Annotated in this window: 13 protein-coding genes, 2 pseudogenes and 2 CRISPR repeat arrays (1 of these 17 only partly in view); of the genes and pseudogenes, 12 read left to right on the top strand and 3 right to left on the bottom strand. The window is 69.7% G+C overall.

Annotation, left to right across the window (positions count from 1 at the left end; all coding sequences use genetic code 11):
• Window positions 1-26: 26 nt before the first annotated feature.
• Both ABCR94_RS34140 and ABCR94_RS34135 read right to left on the bottom strand, forming a co-directional pair.
• Complete coding sequence (locus ABCR94_RS34140; protein ID WP_347116874.1) at window positions 27-356, bottom strand: transposase; 330 nt, start codon at window positions 354-356, stop codon at window positions 27-29.
• A gap of 48 nt (window positions 357-404) precedes the next feature.
• Window positions 405-659 carry a hypothetical protein gene (locus ABCR94_RS34135; RefSeq protein ID WP_347124827.1) on the bottom strand — a complete coding sequence of 85 codons (255 nt, stop codon included), beginning with the start codon at window positions 657-659 and terminating at the stop codon, window positions 405-407.
• 678 nt (window positions 660-1,337) lie between these two features.
• Here ABCR94_RS34135 and ABCR94_RS34130 point away from each other — a divergent pair.
• The 3 genes from ABCR94_RS34130 (at window position 1,338) to ABCR94_RS34120 (ending at window position 2,506) form a co-directional block, all read left to right on the top strand.
• Window positions 1,338-1,580: a DUF6207 family protein gene (locus tag ABCR94_RS34130; RefSeq protein ID WP_347124825.1), complete on the top strand. Its 243-nt coding sequence runs from the start codon at window positions 1,338-1,340 to the stop codon at window positions 1,578-1,580.
• A 69-nt stretch (window positions 1,581-1,649) separates the two neighbouring features.
• Window positions 1,650-1,889: a hypothetical protein gene (locus ABCR94_RS34125; protein ID WP_347124824.1), complete on the top strand. Its 240-nt coding sequence runs from the start codon at window positions 1,650-1,652 to the stop codon at window positions 1,887-1,889.
• A gap of 98 nt (window positions 1,890-1,987) precedes the next feature.
• Entirely contained in the window at window positions 1,988-2,506 is a 519-nt protein-coding gene (locus ABCR94_RS34120; RefSeq protein ID WP_347117077.1) for a zinc ribbon domain-containing protein, read from the top strand.
• Here ABCR94_RS34120 and ABCR94_RS34115 read toward each other — a convergent pair.
• Window positions 2,469-3,254, bottom strand: coding sequence for an IS5 family transposase (locus ABCR94_RS34115; protein WP_347117076.1), 786 nt, complete (start codon window positions 3,252-3,254; stop codon window positions 2,469-2,471). The two genes, ABCR94_RS34120 and ABCR94_RS34115, sit on opposite strands and share 38 nt — an antisense overlap.
• Before the next feature lie 273 nt (window positions 3,255-3,527).
• On the opposite strand from ABCR94_RS34115, the pseudogene ABCR94_RS34110 reads away from it, so the two are divergent.
• The 9 genes and pseudogenes from ABCR94_RS34110 to cas2e form a co-directional block, all read left to right on the top strand.
• Window positions 3,528-3,968, top strand: a pseudogene (locus ABCR94_RS34110) (HNH endonuclease family protein); the annotation flags it as partial.
• Window positions 3,969-4,199: 231 nt separating this feature from the next.
• Window positions 4,200-4,655: direct repeats of the CRISPR family, unit length 29 nt; unit sequence GGGACCATCCCCGCGTGCGCGGGGAGCAG.
• Window positions 4,656-4,966: 311 nt separating this feature from the next.
• Entirely contained in the window at window positions 4,967-7,822 is a 2,856-nt protein-coding gene (gene cas3, locus ABCR94_RS34105) for a CRISPR-associated helicase Cas3' (protein ID WP_521978449.1), read from the top strand.
• Window positions 7,812-9,593 carry a type I-E CRISPR-associated protein Cse1/CasA gene (gene casA / locus ABCR94_RS34100; RefSeq protein WP_347124823.1) on the top strand — a complete coding sequence of 594 codons (1,782 nt, stop codon included), beginning with the start codon at window positions 7,812-7,814 and terminating at the stop codon, window positions 9,591-9,593. Before cas3 ends, casA begins: the two co-directional genes overlap by 11 nt.
• Entirely contained in the window at window positions 9,590-10,258 is a 669-nt protein-coding gene (gene casB, locus ABCR94_RS34095; protein WP_347124822.1) for a type I-E CRISPR-associated protein Cse2/CasB, read from the top strand. Before casA ends, casB begins: the two co-directional genes overlap by 4 nt.
• A complete protein-coding gene (cas7e, locus tag ABCR94_RS34090) occupies window positions 10,255-11,451 on the top strand; it encodes a type I-E CRISPR-associated protein Cas7/Cse4/CasC (protein WP_347124821.1) in 1,197 nt (398 codons plus the stop codon). Before casB ends, cas7e begins: the two co-directional genes overlap by 4 nt.
• Entirely contained in the window at window positions 11,448-12,227 is a 780-nt protein-coding gene (cas5e, locus tag ABCR94_RS34085; RefSeq protein WP_347124820.1) for a type I-E CRISPR-associated protein Cas5/CasD, read from the top strand. The genes cas7e and cas5e overlap by 4 nt, the downstream gene beginning before the upstream one ends.
• Window positions 12,227-12,955 (top strand): type I-E CRISPR-associated protein Cas6/Cse3/CasE, encoded by a 729-nt coding sequence (gene cas6e, locus ABCR94_RS34080; protein ID WP_347124818.1) that lies wholly within the window; start codon window positions 12,227-12,229, stop codon window positions 12,953-12,955. Before cas5e ends, cas6e begins: the two co-directional genes overlap by 1 nt.
• Window positions 12,952-13,914 carry a type I-E CRISPR-associated endonuclease Cas1e gene (gene cas1e, locus ABCR94_RS34075; RefSeq protein WP_347124816.1) on the top strand — a complete coding sequence of 321 codons (963 nt, stop codon included), beginning with the start codon at window positions 12,952-12,954 and terminating at the stop codon, window positions 13,912-13,914. Before cas6e ends, cas1e begins: the two co-directional genes overlap by 4 nt.
• Window positions 13,911-14,262: pseudogene (gene cas2e, locus ABCR94_RS34070) on the top strand (type I-E CRISPR-associated endoribonuclease Cas2e). The gene cas1e and the pseudogene cas2e overlap by 4 nt, the downstream one beginning before the upstream one ends.
• 92 nt (window positions 14,263-14,354) lie before the next feature.
• Window positions 14,355-15,393: direct repeats of the CRISPR family, unit length 29 nt; unit sequence GTGCTCCCCGCGCCCGCGGGGGTGATCCC; it runs 760 nt beyond the window's last position.

The following is a 15,393-nucleotide window of genomic DNA, read 5'->3' as shown; positions in this document are numbered from 1 at the left end:
GAGGTCACTGCGTTCGCTGAGGAACGTCAGTACCTGCGCCGGGTCGTGTCGAGTTCCTGGGCGAAAAAAGCCGAGGCCGTGCGCAGGATCTCGTTCGCCCGGCGCAGTTCCTTCACCTCCCGCCGCAGCTGGCCCAGCTCGTCCTTCTCCTCGGTGGTCAGCCGGTCGTCGCGCTCGCCGCGGTCGGCCTCGGCCTGGCGGATCCAGCCGCGCAGTGCCTCCGGGTGGACCCCCAGCTCAATGGCCAGGCGCTTGATCTGGGGCTTCGGCTCGGCGGTGCGATACATCCGCACCGCACGCTCACGCAACTCCAGCGGATATTTCCTCGGAGCGGCCATGGTCAGAGTTCCTCTCATGAGAACCATCTGACCCGCTGTCATCGCCCTCCGCATCTCGGGGGAACCTCAGACCGCCAGTGCCTGCTGCTCCAGGTCTCCGGCCTGGAGCAGCAGGTCCCAGCCAGCGAGGATCTCCAGGAAGACACGGTGGACACTGTCCTCGGCCGCGTGACGGGTACCCAGGTGGATCTCGGCGAAGGCGTGGAAGAACTCCTGGTGCCCGAGAAAGAAGGCTTCGTAGTCCAGCGGCAGCATCAGCGGCGCGGCGACCGGACTGCTGTGCTGAGGCGAGACGTCACCGAGGACGTCGTCGTCGTTCACTCGGACCGCCGAAGTGCACTGCTCATCGAGGGTTCCTGTTCCTTCAGAGGCACAGCACTGTGCCTGGCGGGGGGAGCCGGTCGGCTCTCAGGACCCACGATGCCGAGATCAAGGTCCCCACACTCACGCCGGGGCCAGAAAAAATCACCGGGTGATCACGCGCGGGGACTGTAAGTAATATTGAAACTCGAACAAGCTTCTAAAGGCACAGCTCAAGCGGGGGTAACGCCGGTGCCGTACACATCAGTTCACAGCCTCACCCTCTGAAGTGATAGATATCACAAGGTAGTTGCGTAAAATCGAAGACCTGGTGAACACCTCTGGTCACCCGCGGGGCAGGGCCGTCTCCCCCCGCTCGAACGGGTGAGATCCACCCGGCCGCTCTGCATTCACCCCACACATGTGCACACCGGCCGCGCCGCCGCCGCCGACGCCCGCGAGACGCGACGTCTCCGGCGGTGGAAACCCCGCATCATGCTCCCCCGTCGACGCAACGCGCCCCTGCCGACGCAGGGGTGGCACGGCATTGGACACGGCCGGCCTCGGCGCCGCTTCGATCTCTCTCCCGCTCAGCTTCTTTCGGGGGCCGGGTCCTGGCCTCACCACCGGATTCACTCGTGCGGGTAGTGGTCGCGCCGCCGGCGAACCGGCCCGGGGAGAGCCGACGTCACTTAACGCATGGAGCACGCTGACGAGCAACACGTTTCCGAGCCCGGCCTGGTGATGCTCGACATCACCGCCGCCGATGAGGCGACCGCCCACGCCGTGATGGCGAGCCTGGAGCAGTGGTGGGCCACCTCCGGCATCACACCCGTGCGGCGCGAGCCCGGCACACCGGGCGTCAGCGCCCGCGTGTACGCGGACATCCGACGCCCACCCGACCAGCGCGGCGTTGAGGGACCGTTTACCCGGTACGACTGATCCCCCCAGGCGGGTGACCACCTGCCGTTGCACCACAAATACCGGCCCAACTGCGGCTATCCAGGCCGCATGCTCAAGACAACAGGACGCGCCCTGGCCGGCGCCGCACTCGCCCTGCTTCCCATGATCGGTGCCGCACCTGTTCAGGCGGCGGAGAACATCCGCCTCCCCCTCACAGAAGCCGTCGACGCCCTCGCAAAGGCCACCGAATCCCGGAACGGCTACGCACGCGACGCCTTCAAGCACTGGATCGACGCCGACAAGGACCAGTGCTCCACCCGCTCCGAGGTCCTCAGAAGCTGTTGCTAAAAGGGTCTTGAGGGTTGCGTTTCCGCTGGTCAGGTATGAAGTGGGCTGAGCGCGGAAGGGTTCGGGCGTCATGATTGTCCGAGCGTGGAGGTGCGGGGATGCCGTCGGTGAAAGGGCTGTTCGAGGAGCGGGAACGTGCGGCGAGGCAGCGGGTGGAACTGCTGCGCGAGGAGGCCGAGCGGGTCCTGGCCGCGCTGCGGGAGGCCGAGACGTTCTGGGAACGGAAGGTCGTCGCGTTGGAAGAGCTCGATGACGCCTTGAGCGTGGACCACGGGTCCGTGGCGGTCGAGGTGGGAGGGGAGTCGCGGCCCGACCCGTCGGTGACGGTGTCGGGTTCGATGGTGCCGCAATGGCGGGCGGACCTGTCGGCCTCCGCGCTCCCGCCGGACTATCAGCGCATCATCGGTGTTCTGGTCGGCCGGGAGGCCGGCGGGGCGGATGGTGACCGGTCGATGATCTGCAGGGAGATCGCCGGTGGGCTGGGCCTGGAGTTGGTGCCGGCGAAGGTGGAGGGGGTGCGGTCGAAGGCGAAGAAGATGGTGGCCCGTGGATGGCTGACCGAGGTGCGGGCGGGACGGTTCACGCTCGCGGACGGCCAGCGAGGCGACGGCTCATGACCATGGTCATCGACCACAGGATCATCGCTTCGGCGCTGACGGTCGTGGTCTCGAAGTCGCGGGCCAGACGGCGCGAGCGCATCAGCCAGCCGAAAGACCGTTCCACCACCCAGCGGCGGGGAAGGATCTTGAAGCCCTTGGTGTCGTCACTGCGCTTGACGACCTCCAGCACGATGTTCAGCGCCTTCGCCGCACCGGCGAGGACAGGGCCGGTATAGCCGCCGTCGGCCCAGATGAGACGGAGCCGGTGAAATCTCTTGCTCAGGAAGGGCAGGAGGGCCTGGAACGCGTCACGGTCACCGATGTCAGCAGGGGCGACGTGGACGCTCAGCAGCAGACCCAGGACGTCGGTCACAATGTGCCGACGCCTCCCGTTGATCTTCTTGTTTCCGTCGTAACCCCGTGAGGCGGCCGGAACGTTGGCGGCGGCCTTCACCGACTGTGAGTCCACGATTCCCGCGCTCGGCTCCACGTTCCTGCCCGCCCGCGCCCTCACCTGCTCGCGCAGCCGGTCGTGGAACTCCGCGATCAACCCCTGCTCCCGCCACCGGCGGAAGAACGCGTACACCCGCTCCCAGCAGGGGAAGTCTGCGGGCATCGCCCGCCACTTGACACCGTTGTCGACGACGTAGCGCACCGCGTCGACCATCTGCCGGTGGCAATAAGACTCCGGCCGGCCCGCCTGCTTGCCCAGCCACGCCGGGACCGGCAGCAACGGGCGCACCCGCGCCCACTCCGCGTCCGTCATGTCCGTCGGGTACCGACGCTCACGGCCGGGCTGATCGGCCGCGTTTCCGTACACGTGCGCGAGACAGTCACACGACCGCGCCGAACCACTGGCCACCGGCCCCATCGATGCGGTGAACTGGAACAACAGGGCCTCCTGGAAACGGTGATCTCGACAACCACTCGCTTCCAAGAGGCCCTGCTTTCATGCCCCGCCCCATGAAGATCACCTATCCGGGATCGACGCGAGGAACATCAGATCGACCGCCAGGCCACATGATCGATTGAACTACGGCTTCTCATCAACGAATCCCGCACCGCACCAGCCATCGCACCCGGGTGCAAGGTGAGCTCGGGGACATGGTTCTCCTACTACGACGGCCTCACCCTGACCGACCCCAAAACGCTGGACATCGACCACATGGTGCCGCTCGCCGAAGCCTGGGACTCCGGCGCCTCGCAGTGGTCACCCGCGCGGCGGCAGGACTACGCCAACGACCTCGGCTCCGCACGCAGCCTGGTCGCCGTCACCGCCCGGACCAACCGGTCCAAGGCCGACCAGGACCCGGCCCAGTGGCTGCCGCCCCTCGCCGACGCCCGCTGCACGTACGCCACCGACTGGGTCTCCACCAAGCTCCGCTGGCAACTGACCATCGACCCAGCCGAACAGCAGGCCCTCCAGGCCCTCGCCCAGGGATGCGGCCAGGAAACAGTCGAGTACCAGCCCGCCCCGTAGACGAACACCACCGGTACGACCGGCCAGAGGGGCCAGCCGTCCGTCGGCGGGCGGCTGGGGCGGATCATGCTTCACCGGGCCTGGATCGCAGCCGTCGGCTCTTCATCAGCCTGGCGCTGCTGGGCACGGGCGGCCAGCGGTGGGCAGAAGCAGGGAGAGTGAAATGACGCACCGGGAGGTGACGTGGCGCGGGGAGCAGTTCTCCCAAGGGTTCTTCGGAGTGGCCACCTTGGGACCATCCCCGCGTGCGCGGGGAGCAGGCCCGTGTCGGGCGTGCCGCGTACCCCCGCGTGGGACCATCCCCGCGTGCGCGGGGAGCAGGCCCGTGTCGGGCGTGCCGCGTACCCCCGCGTGGGACCATCCCCGCGTGCGCGGGGAGCAGGCCCGTGTCGGGCGTGCCGCGTACCCCCGCGTGGGACCATCCCCGCGTGCGCGGGGAGCAGTGGACGGTGAGCCGACCGTACGAGTCCTTCGCGGGACCATCCCCGCGTGCGCGGGGAGCAGAACGGCCTGGACTACCTGAACCACCTGTGGAAGGGACCATCCCCGCGTGCGCGGGGAGCAGCTCGGTCCGACGTGTTGGGAATGCCTGGGTGTGGGACCATCCCCGCGTGCGCGGGGAGCAGATGGTGGACGAGAACGCTGCTCTGATCAGGGCGGGACCATCCCCGCGTGCGCGGGGAGCAGGCTTGCTGACCTGCGGGTTCTGGATGGCGGTGCCGTGCATTCGAGCACCTTCACTGAATCCGGCATTTCCTTCATAAGGCGCATTTCTGCGACTGGGGGCATCGAAGGCGTTGTCGATCTGTGGGCACAGGCAGGGCCGTCATGGTTCTCATTCGTTGGTGGCTTGATGGTCGCATGGTCGGCGGTTACGGGCTGAAACCGGCGATCGCCTGACGTGAGCTCAGGGGATGCAATTTGATGCTCACGTGATGAATGAGTGTGCAGGTCGACGGCGACTCGCCAGCGAGGCATTGTCGCCGACTGCCCGAACGGTGTGGGCCAAGTACGAGCGCGCGGATGACGGTTGGCTGCCGCTGTGGCGGCATATGGCCGACAGTGCCGCCGTCGCCGGTCTGCTGTGGGACCGGTGGCTGCCGGACCGGGTGCGGCAGATCGTTTCCGCTCCGCTGCCCAGTGGGACCGAGGACAGCCGGCGTCTGGCGGTGTGGCTAGCGGGAGTTCACGACATCGGAAAGGCGACTCCGGCGTTCGCCTGCCAGGTCGATACGCTCGCCGACCGCATGCGCCGCGCTGGGCTTGAGATGGCGACGCAGCGGCAGATGGGCCCGGACCGCCGGCTGGCTCCGCACGCTCTGGCCGGGCAACTGCTGCTCCAGGAGTGGCTCGAGGAGACTCACGGGTGGCCGGGACGGGTGACTTCGCAGTTCGCGGTCGTCGTGGGCGGGCATCACGGGGCTCCGCCGGACTATCCGCAGGTTCATGACCTCGATATGCATCCTGGTTTCCTGCGTACCGAGGGGCCGTCCGAGAAGGCGTGGCAGCAGGTGCAGCGGGAGCTGCTGGAGGCGTGCGCCGAGGATTTCGGTGTGCGTGAGCGGCTCGCCGACTGGTGTGGGGTGAAGTTGCCGCAGACCGTGCAGGTGCTGCTGTCGGCGCTGGTGATCATGGCTGACTGGATCGCCAGCAACAGGGACTTCTTCCCCTACTTCCCCGACGACGTCTCCCGTACGGAGGAGGAGAGAGTGGAGGCTGGCTGGGCCGCTCTCGATCTTCCGGAGCCGTGGTGCCCTGAGGTGCCGCAGGTGTCAGTGCAGGACTTGTTCGCCTCCCGGTTCACGCTGCCAGCCGGAGCGCGGCCGCGTCCCGTGCAGGAGGCGGTCGTGCGTATGGCCCGGGAGATGGCCGTTCCGGGTCTGGTGATCGTCGAGGCGCCGATGGGCGAGGGGAAGACGGAGGCCGCCCTCGCCGCGGCCGAGGTCCTGGCCGCGCGCGCCGGAGCGGGCGGGGTGTTCTTCGCGCTGCCGACCATGGCGACCGGGAATGCGATGTTCTCCCGGATCCGTGACTGGCTTGGCCGCCTTCCCGCCGAGGAGGGCGAGCGGCTGACGGTGCGGCTGGCGCACTCCAAAGCGGCGTTGAACGAGGATTTCTCCGCGCTGAAAGCCGGCGCCTGGCGGCGCCCCACCGCGGTGGACCAGGGCGGTGAGGGCCAGATGCCGGTGCCCGGTGGCGGGGAACGGTCCTCCCCCGCGGAACTGATCGCTCATCAGTGGCTGGATGGGCGGAAGAAGGCCATGCTGTCGTCGTTCGTCGTCGGGACGATCGACCAGCTGCTGTTCGCCGGACTGAAGAGCCGCCACCTTGCCCTGCGGCACCTGGCGCTGGCGGGCAAGGTCGTCGTGATCGACGAGGCGCACGCCTACGACACGTACATGAACGCCTACCTGGATCGGGTGCTGTCCTGGCTCGGGGAGTACCGGGTGCCGGTTGTCGTGCTCTCGGCGACGCTGCCGGCCGGCCGGCGCCGGGAACTGGCGGCCGCCTACGCCGGGTCCGGGCCCGGGGACGCGGACTTCGCCGCGGTGGAGAAGGCGGACGGTTACCCGCTGCTGACCGCGGTCTCCCCCGGTCACCCGCCGGTCCAGGAGGCCCCCCTGGCGTCCGGGCGCGGCTGCCTCGTACGCCTCGAAGCACTGGAGGACGACCTGGGCGCGCTCGCCGACCGGCTGGAGAGCGAACTGGTCGACGGCGGGTGCGCCCTGGTCGTCCGGAACACGGTCGCCCGCGTCCTTGAGACGGCGAAAGCACTGCGGGAGCGTTTCGGCCCGACGGATGTCACCGTCGCACATGCCCGGTTCATCGACCTGGACCGGGCGAAGAAGGACGCCGACCTGATCCGCCGCTTCGGGCCCTCATCCGCTACCAGGCCCGCCCGGCACATCGTGGTGGCCAGCCAGGTCGCCGAGCAGTCACTGGACGTCGACTTCGACCTGCTGATCACCGACCTGGCGCCCGTCGACCTCGTCCTGCAGCGCATGGGCCGACTCCACCGCCATCCACGTGCCGACCGGCCGGAGCGGCTGCGTACCGCGCGTTGCCTGCTGACGGGAGTCGACTGGAGGGGCGAGTCGCCTCCGAAGCCGGTACGCGGCTCGGAACTCGTCTACGGCCGCTACCCGTTGCTGCGCTCGCTTGCTGCCCTCGCACCGTACCTACCCGGCACGGTCTGTGCGGCAGGAGCGCCGGCGAAACAGGCGCCCGCCGTGCGGCTTCCGCAGGACATCAGCCCGCTCGTCCAGCAGGCCTACGGCGACGCGGACGAGAGCCCGCAGGGCTGGGCGCAGGAATGGGACGAGGCCCGGGAAGCGCACCACCGGGCCCTGGCCGACAAGGAGATGCGCGCAAACACCTTCCGCCTGGCCGCGGCGGGAAAAGCCGGGCGCTCTCTTATCGGCTGGCTGGGCGGCGGGGCAGGGGACGCCGATGACACCCGCGCCGGACGGGCGCAGGTCCGCGACAGCCAGGAGAGCCTGGAAGTGATCGTCGTGCAGCGACTCGCGGACGGAACGCTGACGACGGTCGACTGGGTAGGCGGCGGGCGCGGCGGGCTGCCCCTGCCGCAGGACGCGGTGCCCGCACCGCGCGCGGCGAAGGCCGCAGCCGCCTGCGGGCTGAGACTGCCCCTGCAGCTGTCGCAGCCACGGATCATCGACCAGGTCATCGCCGAACTCGAAGCGTTCTGCGTCCCCGCCTGGCAGAGCAACGAGAGCCCCTGGCTCGCCGGTGAGCTGATTCTCCCGGTTCAGGCCGATTGTCAGACCCAACTGGCAGGCTACGCAATCCAGTACAGCTACGAAGAGGGACTCGAGGTACGGCGTGAGGGATGACCCTGCACCGGCGACGGACCACCCCGAGAAAGAGGCGTCCTTCGATCTGACCGACCGGCCGTGGCTGCCCGTTCTGCTCCTGGACGGCACCGAGACGGAGTTATCCCTGCGCGAGGTGTTCGCGCAAGCCCGGGAGATCCGCCGTCTCGCCGGCGACGTCCCCACACAGGACTTCGCCCTGCTGCGCCTGCTCCTCGCGATCCTCCACGACGCCCTGGACGGGCCGCGGGACCTCGATGACTGGGCTGAACTGTGGGAGGGGGACGAGCCGTTCAGTACGGTGCCCGGCTACCTCGACCAGCACCGGGAGCGCTTCGACCTCCTCCACCCCGTGCAGCCCTTCTTCCAGGTGGCCGATCTGCGCACCGCCAAGGACGAAGTGTTTGGGCTGAACCGGATCGTCGCCGACGTCCCCAACGGCCACCCGTTCTTCACCACCCGCTTCCCCGGCGTCGAGAAGCTGTCGCTCGCGGAGGCCGCACGCTGGGTGGTCCACGCCCACGCCTACGACACCTCGGGCATCAAAACCGGAGTCCAAGGCGACCCTCGGGTCAAGGGCGGGAAGGCATACCCCCAGGGCGTGGGGTGGGCCGGGAACCTCGGCGGCATCACCGCCGAAGGCGCCGATCTGCGCGAGACGCTCCTGCTCAACCTCATCGCCGCGGACAGCCGGAGTGCGGACGGCCCGGGGGCCGACCTGCCGGCCTGGCGGCGCCCCCCGTGCGGACCGGGTGCCGCGGACACCGCCGGCCGGCCCGCCGGGGTCCGGGACCTGTACACCTGGCAGTCGCGCCGGATCCGCCTCCACCACGATGCGGCATCCGTCCACGGGGTGGTCCTCACCTACGGCGACCCGCTCGCCCAGCAGAACATGCAGGAGAGCGAGCCCATGACGGGCTGGCGGCGCAGCGCCGCGCAGGAGAAGAAGCTGGGCCGGCCGCTGGTCTACATGCCCCGAGAGCACGACCCGTCCCGTTCGGCCTGGCGCGGCCTGGAAGCGCTGATCGCTCCGCGCGACCAGAGCACGGCTGCGGCCGGCGACGCCCCGTCGGCGGTGCGGCCCGCAGTCGTCGTCTGGCTGGCGCGGCTGACCACCGAGCGGGTGCTGCCGAAGCAGACCCTGATCCGCCTCCGGACGTGCGGAGCGGTCTACGGAACCCAGCAGTCCGTCATCGATGAGATCACCGAGGACGCGCTCGCCATGGCGGTCGTGCTGCTCGGTGAAAGCGACCAGCGGCTGGCCCAGGAGGCGATCGACGCGGTCGCTGACGCGGAGCGGGCGGTGACCGCGCTGGGCGACCTCGCCACCGACCTCACCCACGCCGCCGGTGGCGAATCCGATTCCGGGCGCAGCACGGCCCGCCACTGCGGGTTCGCCGCGCTCGACGGGCCCTACCGGAACTGGCTGGCGGCCCTGCACCCCGGCGTCAACGCCCACGAGCGGCGCGTCGCCTGGCAGCGCACCGCCCGGCGGGAGAGCAGCTGCCTCGCCGAGGAACAGCTGGCCGGCGCCGGCGAAGCCGCCTGGGAAGGCCGGGTCGTCGACCAGGCGAAGGGCCAGGCGTGGCTGAACACGGCGTCCGCGGAACTGTGGTTCCGCTTCCGGCTCAAGCGGTGCCTCCCCCTGGCATACGAATCGGCGACCGCCGACGGCTCCGGTCCCAGCCCGTCGGGGACCAAGACGCCGGAGACCTCCGAGACGGCAGCAATCACCCCGCCCCCGACGACCGATGTCTTGCCCGGTCCCGAATCTCCGAAGGTGCCCGCATGACCACCGCACCCACCGGGCGCCGCACATCCGCGGTGCCTGCCCCACGAACAGCCCACACGGCCCCGGTCACCGAGGTGGTCCGCACCGAGATCAGCCGCCTGCAGCACGGGTACCTGAACGACCGCTCCGACGCGATTGGTGCCCTCGCACGGCTGCGCCGCGGCGCCGGCAAGGACGCCGCGACGATCCCGGACCTGTGGGGCCTGCTCGACACCGGATTGCTCTACGCGACGCCAGGCGTCCGGCACGACGAGGCCGAAGCAGCCGTGTTCACCGCGCTGACTCTCTACGCCCTGCACCAGCAGTCACGAGGCACCGCCATGCACCACACCGGCGGAGACGAACTCGGCACGGCGGTACGGCGGCTGATGCCCCCCGGCGAATTCGACGAGCCCGTCCGCAAGCGCTTCGTCCGGGCAGGCAGCGCACCGACCCTGCCCGTCCTCGCCGCCCGGCTGCGCGAACTCGTCCCGCTGCTGCGCGGCCAGGACCGCAGCCTCGACTACGCGCTGCTCGCCGAGCAGCTCTACATCTGGCAGCGGCCCGGCGGCCGCGACGAGGTGCGCCGCGCGTGGGGCCGCTCCTTCCACGCCTACCGCCCGCCCAAGAGCACTGACGACTCCTCGCGCACTCCCGCTCAGACCGACCCGAAGGACGCCCCGTGACCAGCCGCATCATTCTCGACGTACACGCTCTGCAAAATGTCCCGCCGAGCAATGTCAACCGCGACGACACCGGGGCGCCCAAGACGGCCGTCTACGGAGGGACGGTCCGGGCCCGGGTCTCCAGCCAGGCGTGGAAGCGCGCCACCCGGCAGACGTTCCAGGACCTGCTGCCCGCCAGTGAACTGGGAGTGCGCACCAAGCGCGTGGCCGAACTCCTCGCCCCGCGCATCACCGCGCTCGCACCGGCCATCGACGGCCCCCAGGCATGGGCCCTGGCCGCCGAGGTCCTGTTCAACGCCACCGGCTCCAAGATCGAACCGCCCCAGCGCAAAGCAGTCGCGGCCAAGAAAAACGGGGAGCCCGCCCCCGCACCGGAATCCTCCTACCTGATGTTCCTCAGCGCGCGCCAGCTCGACGCCCTGGCGGAACTCGCGGTCAAGGGCGCCGACGACGAGACGTTCTTCAAAAACAAGGACAACAAGGCCCGGGCCAAGCAACTCGCCAACACCAAGCACTCCGTCGACATCGCACTCTTCGGCCGGATGGTCGCCGACACCGCGGACATCAACGTCGACGCCGCCGCGCAGGTCGCCCACGCGCTGAGCGTGCACCGCGTGGAGAACGAGTCGGATTACTTCACAGCCGTCGATGACCACAACTCCGACGCCGAACCGGGCGCCGGAATGATCGGGACGGTCGACTTCAACTCCGCAACCCTCTACCGGTACGCCGCCCTCGACGTCGACCTGCTCGAGCGCAACCTCGGCAAAGGCCCCGACGAGAACCAGAGCCCGGCCACTCCCGTCCGCAGGGCAGTGGAGGCGTTCCTCTCCGGTTTCATCTCCTCCCTGCCCACAGGAAAAATCAACACCTTCGGCAACCACACCCTCCCCGACGCCGTCATCGTCAAGCTCCGCTCTTCACGCCCCGTCAGCTTCGTCACCGCCTTCGAAAAGCCCGTAACCGCGGACAACGACGGCGGCCACATGGAAGCCGCCTGCACCCGCCTGGCCGACTACATCCCCGCCATCGAAGAGGCCTACGGCGACGAAACCACCACCGACACCTGGGTACTACAGGTCGGCCCCGCCACCCATAAACTCTCCGGACTCGGCACCGAGGTAACCAAACTGACCCAGCTGGTCGAAGCCGCCGGCGCCGCCGTCGCCACCCGCCTGGAGCAGCGCGGATGAGCGTGCTCACCCTGCAACTGGCCGGCCCCCTGCAGTCATGGGGCACCTCATCCCGCTTCGCCAGCCGCCGCACCACCGAAAACGCCCCCACCAAAAGCGGCGTCATCGGGCTGCTCGCCGCAGCCCAGGGCCTCGAGCGCAACGCCGACCTGAGCGCTCTGACCGCCCTGCGCTTCGGCGTACGCATCGACCAGCCCGGCACCCAACTGCGGGACTTCCACACCGCCCACCACAGCGACACCACCGCCGCCATGCCCCTGTCGGAACGCTACTACCTGGCCGACGCCGTCTTCGTCGCCGCCGTCAGCGGCGACCACCACCTGCTCACCGCACTCCACACCGCCCTGCGCACCCCCGCATACCTGCCCTTCCTGGGACGCCGCTCCTGCCCGCCCTCCCGGCCCCTCGAACTCACCGTCCACGACGGAGCCGAACTCGAAGACGCCCTGCGCACCGAGCCATGGCGGGCCTCCCACTGGTACCAGCAGCGCCGGCACGACGCGAAGGTCACCCTCACCACCTTGACCGAACCCTCCCCCTCCCCCTCCCCCTCCCCCTCCCCCGCCACCGCCACCGCCACAGCCACAGCCTCCTCCATTGGAGGCGGCGCTGCCGCGGACACCCTGCGCGACCAGCCGCTGAGCTTCGACCCCCGCCACCGCAGGTACGCCCTGCGCACGGTGCACACCTCCACCGTCAGCGTGCCCAACCCCTGCGCCCGGCCCCACCGGGAGCGACCCGCCCACGACCCCGTCAGCCACCTGGAAAGCGCCTGATGTACCTCACCCGCTTCCGCGTCAACACCGCACGCGCACAGTCCCGCCGACTGCTGTCCTCACCCCAAACCACGCACGCCGCCGTCATGTCGTCCTTCCCCGACCTGCTGCCCACCGCCACCGACACCCCGCGTGTCCTGTGGCGTCTCGACCGGGCCGCCACCGCACAAGTACACCTCTTCGTCGCCTCACCCACCCGCCCCGACCTGACCCACCTCGTCGAACAGACCGGCTGGCCCGCAGCGGCCACCGAGCAGGCCCGGGGATGGACCACCTACGACTACGCGCCGTTCCTCGCCCGCCTCGACAAAGGTGGCACCTGGAACTTCCGCCTCACGGCCAACCCCGTCCACAGCATCCGCAACCAGGAAGGCGTCCCCACCAAGCGCACCGCCCACCTCACCCCACGCCATCAACTGGGCTGGCTCCTCCAGCGCCAGGAGGCCGGCGGATTCCGCATCCACGAGAAACCCGCCGACAAGCAGCACACCGAATTCGGCGACACCCACCAGGTGACGGTCAGCGACAAGCGGGCACTCGACTTCGCCAAGCGCGGCGAGAAGGGACGAGTGACCATCACGACCGTCACCTACGACGGCCGCCTGGAAGTCACCGACCCCCACGCCCTGCGCCGGCTGCTCACCGCAGGCTTGGGCAAGGCCAAGGCGTACGGGTGCGGGCTTATGACCCTCGCACCCTCGGGCGAGCACCTTTCGGGTAAGCAATGACGGAAACCGTCGGCCGCAGAGCGGCGAGCAGTCCACGCGAGCTGACACGCGTCGCGGACCGCTTCTCCTTCACCTACCTCGAACGCTGCACCGTCCACCGGGACGCCAACGCCATCACCGCCCAGGACGCCGACGGCACCACCCACATCCCCGCGGCCGCCATCGGCACCCTCCTGCTGGGCCCCGGCACCCGAATCACGCATCAGGCCATGAGCGTCCTCGGCGAATGCGGCGCCGCCGTGGCCTGGGTCGGAGAACACGCCGTGCGCTTCTACGCCAGTGGCCGCGCCCTCACCCGTTCCTCCGCCCTGGCCGAGGCCCAGGCAAGCGCCTGGGCCAACCGGCGCACCCGCCTGGACGTGGCCCGTGCGATGTACCGCCTGCGCTTCCCCGACGAAGACACCGCCGGCCTGACCCGCCACGAACTCCTCGGACGTGAGGGCACCCGCGTCAAGGACTGCTACCGCGCACAGTCCACACGCACCGGGGTCCAATGGAAAAAACGCCAGTACGCACCCGGCGACTTCACCTCCGGCGACCCCGTCAACCAAGCCATCACCGCGGCCGCCCAGTGCATGTACGGCATCGCCCACACCGTCGTTGCCGCGCTCGGCTGCTCACCGGCACTCGGATTCGTCCACTCCGGCCACGAACTGTCCTTCGTCCTGGACATCGCCGACCTCTACAAGACGGAGATCGGTATCCCTCTCGCCTTCGACATTGCAGCGGAATCCGACGAGGACCCGGGCCCGCGCACCCGCCGCGCCCTGCGCGACCGCATCCACCAGCTCGGTCTCCTGGACCGCTGCGTCTCCGACATCAAGGGACTCCTGCTGCCGCCCGGCGCCGACCCTGAAACCGCCATCGTGGACAGCGACATAGACCACGTCACTCTGCAGTCCGACCATGACCAGCAGGTGCCCTCCGGTACAAACTACGGTGACGAGACCGGCTGGTGACCGTCATCGTTCTCACCAACTGTCCGGCAGGGCTGAGAGGCTTCCTCACCCGCTGGCTGCTGGAGATCTCCCCCGGCGTCTTCATCGGTGATCCGTCCGCCCGCATCCGGGACATCCTGTGGGACGAAGTCCGCCAGTATGCCGACCAGGGCCGAGCACTCCTCGCCCACACCACCAACACCGAGCAGGGCTACACCTTCCGAACCCACGATCACAAATGGGACCCCATCGACCATGACGGCCTCACCCTCCATCCACCGCCCCGCCCCTAAACCAGCCCAAGCACCGGCAGAACCGCCCCGGGGATGGAGCAAGGCGTCGAAGCGTCGGAGATTCGGCAATCGATGAACATCAAAATGGGGCCTATGAGACGAATGCCGGATTCAAAGGAAGTACTCGAAAAAGCTACATCGCCGACTGAAACCCGCAGGTCGGCAAGTGTGCTCCCCGCGCCCGCGGGGGTGATCCCCGTGCGGGTCGGCTCTGCCTCCCTCGGGTCGCGTGCTCCCCGCGCCCGCGGGGGTGATCCGAGGTGATCGAACAGGGGGCAGGCACAAAGGGGGTGCTCCCCGCGCCCGCGGGGGTGATCCCGGAGTCACCGGGGCCGGGCTCGTCGTCGGCCTGTGCTCCCCGCGCCCGCGGGGGTGATCCCGCCGTGGCCCGCTTCGTGAGCGGTCGCCAGATGTGCTCCCCGCGCCCGCGGGGGTGATCCCAAGGTCAAATCGACAATGGATTCCGGCGTGTAGTGCTCCCCGCGCCCGCGGGGGTGATCCCGTCCTGCCCGGCAGCGTCTCGATCGAGCGACTGTGCTCCCCGCGCCCGCGGGGGTGATCCCGCGGGGGCATTCCCTGCCATGCGCGCAGCGCAGTGCTCCCCGCGCCCGCGGGGGTGATCCCGCGTCCACCGCGCCGGTCCGCGTGTACCAAGAGTGCTCCCCGCGCCCGCGGGGGTGATCCTCTCCCCTACACTCGACAGCAGACCTTGCGTGGGTGCTCCCCGCGCCCGCGGGGGTGATCCCGCTGTGGCGGGACAGGGGAAGGGTCTCGTACGGTGCTCCCCGCGCCCGCGGGGGTGATCCTTGCGGCCGGACCGGCTCGACGGCCGTCTCGTGGTGCTCCCCGCGCCCGCGGGGGTGATCCCATCGTCGTGCCCTTGCAGACGCCGCCACCCGGGTGCTCCCCGCGCCCGCGGGGGTGATCCCACGTCGGCCCACCCTGTGGATTGAGGACGGTCGTGCTCCCCGCGCCCGCGGGGGTGATCCCTGAGAAGCGGTCCAGCATCTCCACCTGGGCTTGTGCTCCCCGCGCCCGCGGGGGTGATCCCGGTCCTGGTGGCCGGGTTTTGGGGCGGGGTGAGTGCTCCCCGCGCCCGCGGGGGTGATCCCTGCGCAAGCGCTGCGGGCTCAGCTCCCCCACGGTGCTCCCCGCGCCCGCGGGGGTGATCCCCACAGGACGACGCCGCGCGAGCGGCCCAGGCTGT

It is taken from the genome of Streptomyces changchenzhani, from assembly GCF_039766235.1.
In the GTDB taxonomy this organism is placed as follows: domain Bacteria; phylum Actinomycetota; class Actinomycetes; order Streptomycetales; family Streptomycetaceae; genus Streptomyces.
The sequence above is the reverse complement of the archived record's forward strand: the minus strand, read 5'-3'. Positions and strand labels throughout refer to the sequence as shown.

Coding starts and splice junctions, on each gene's coding strand:
- ABCR94_RS34140 (WP_347116874.1), bottom strand. CDS start 356: ATGAGAGGAACTCTGACCATGGCCGCTCCGAGGAAATATCCGCTGGAG.
- ABCR94_RS34130 (WP_347124825.1), top strand. CDS start 1,338: ATGGAGCACGCTGACGAGCAACACGTTTCCGAGCCCGGCCTGGTGATG.
- ABCR94_RS34125 (WP_347124824.1), top strand. CDS start 1,650: ATGCTCAAGACAACAGGACGCGCCCTGGCCGGCGCCGCACTCGCCCTG.
- ABCR94_RS34120 (WP_347117077.1), top strand. CDS start 1,988: ATGCCGTCGGTGAAAGGGCTGTTCGAGGAGCGGGAACGTGCGGCGAGG.
- ABCR94_RS34115 (WP_347117076.1), bottom strand. CDS start 3,254: ATGACGGACGCGGAGTGGGCGCGGGTGCGCCCGTTGCTGCCGGTCCCG.
- casB (WP_347124822.1), top strand. CDS start 9,590: ATGACCACCGCACCCACCGGGCGCCGCACATCCGCGGTGCCTGCCCCA.
- cas5e (WP_347124820.1), top strand. CDS start 11,448: ATGAGCGTGCTCACCCTGCAACTGGCCGGCCCCCTGCAGTCATGGGGC.
- cas6e (WP_347124818.1), top strand. CDS start 12,227: ATGTACCTCACCCGCTTCCGCGTCAACACCGCACGCGCACAGTCCCGC.
- cas1e (WP_347124816.1), top strand. CDS start 12,952: ATGACGGAAACCGTCGGCCGCAGAGCGGCGAGCAGTCCACGCGAGCTG.